Below are 1,005 nucleotides of genomic sequence, written 5' to 3' on the forward strand. Positions count from 1 at the left end.
GTAAGAGCCCTGAGAGATGATCAGGTAGATAGGTTAGAAGTGGAAGTGTGGCGACACATGTAGCGGACTAATACTAATAGCTCGAGGACTTATCCAAAGTAACTGAGAATATGAAAGCGTATGGTTTTCTTGATTTGAATAGATATTCAATTTTGAGTAGGTATTACTCAGAGTTAAGTGACGATAGCCTAGGAGATACACCTGTACCCATGCCGAACACAGAAGTTAAGCCCTAGAACGCCGGAAGTAGTTGGGGGTTGCCCCCTGTGAGATATGGAAGTCGCTTAGCTCTAGGGAGTTTAGCTCAGCTGGGAGAGCATCTGCCTTACAAGCAGAGGGTCAGCGGTTCGATCCCGTTAACTCCCATAGGTCCCGTAGTGTAGCGGTTATCACGTCGCCCTGTCACGGCGAAGATCGCGGGTTCGATTCCCGTCGGGACCGTTTAAGATAACGGAAGTTATTTTAGACTCGTTAGCTCAGTTGGTAGAGCAATTGACTTTTAATCAATGGGTCACTGGTTCGAGCCCAGTACGGGTCATATATGCGGGTTTGGCGGAATTGGCAGACGCACCAGATTTAGGATCTGGCGCTTAACGGCGTGGGGGTTCAAGTCCCTTAACCCGCATTAAGAAATAATAAATGAGCCGGCTTAGCTCAGTTGGTAGAGCATCTGATTTGTAATCAGAGGGTCGCGTGTTCAAGTCATGTAGCCGGCATTTTTAGATAGAAGAAAATAGTGCGAACGTAGTTCAGTGGTAGAACACCACCTTGCCAAGGTGGGGGTCGCGGGTTCGAATCCCGTCGTTCGCTTAGAGAGGCCGGGGTGGCGGAACTGGCAGACGCACAGGACTTAAAATCCTGCGATTGGTAACGATCGTACCGGTTCGATTCCGGTCCTCGGCATAAACTAATGAGCACCCTTAGCTCAACTGGATAGAGTACCTGACTACGAATCAGGCGGTTAGAGGTTCGACTCCTCTAGGGTGCATTTTTCTTTTTAACTCG

At 48.8% G+C, this 1,005-nt stretch carries 8 tRNA genes and 2 rRNA genes; all 10 read left to right on the top strand.

The window, feature by feature from the left end:
• Positions 1 to 97 (top strand): 23S ribosomal RNA (locus SK629_RS02385); the annotation flags it as partial.
• Positions 98 to 173: 76 nt separating this feature from the next.
• Positions 174 to 289, top strand: a 5S ribosomal RNA gene (gene rrf / locus SK629_RS02390).
• Between the two features lie 4 nt (positions 290 to 293).
• A tRNA-Val gene (locus tag SK629_RS02395) sits at positions 294 to 366 on the top strand.
• 2 nt (positions 367 to 368) lie between these two features.
• Positions 369 to 441, top strand: a tRNA-Asp gene (locus tag SK629_RS02400).
• 24 nt (positions 442 to 465) lie between these two features.
• A tRNA-Lys gene (locus SK629_RS02405) sits at positions 466 to 538 on the top strand.
• Positions 539 to 543: 5 nt separating this feature from the next.
• Positions 544 to 625, top strand: a tRNA-Leu gene (locus SK629_RS02410).
• 18 nt (positions 626 to 643) lie between these two features.
• A tRNA-Thr gene (locus SK629_RS02415) sits at positions 644 to 716 on the top strand.
• Between the two features lie 22 nt (positions 717 to 738).
• Positions 739 to 810 (top strand) — tRNA-Gly (locus SK629_RS02420).
• A 7-nt stretch (positions 811 to 817) separates the two neighbouring features.
• Positions 818 to 903 (top strand) — tRNA-Leu (locus tag SK629_RS02425).
• Between the two features lie 11 nt (positions 904 to 914).
• Positions 915 to 988 (top strand) — tRNA-Arg (locus SK629_RS02430).
• Positions 989 to 1,005: the final 17 nt, after the last annotated feature.

Origin of the sequence: Streptococcus mitis (assembly GCF_000722695.1) — a bacterium.
In the GTDB taxonomy this organism is placed as follows: domain Bacteria; phylum Bacillota; class Bacilli; order Lactobacillales; family Streptococcaceae; genus Streptococcus; species Streptococcus mitis_O.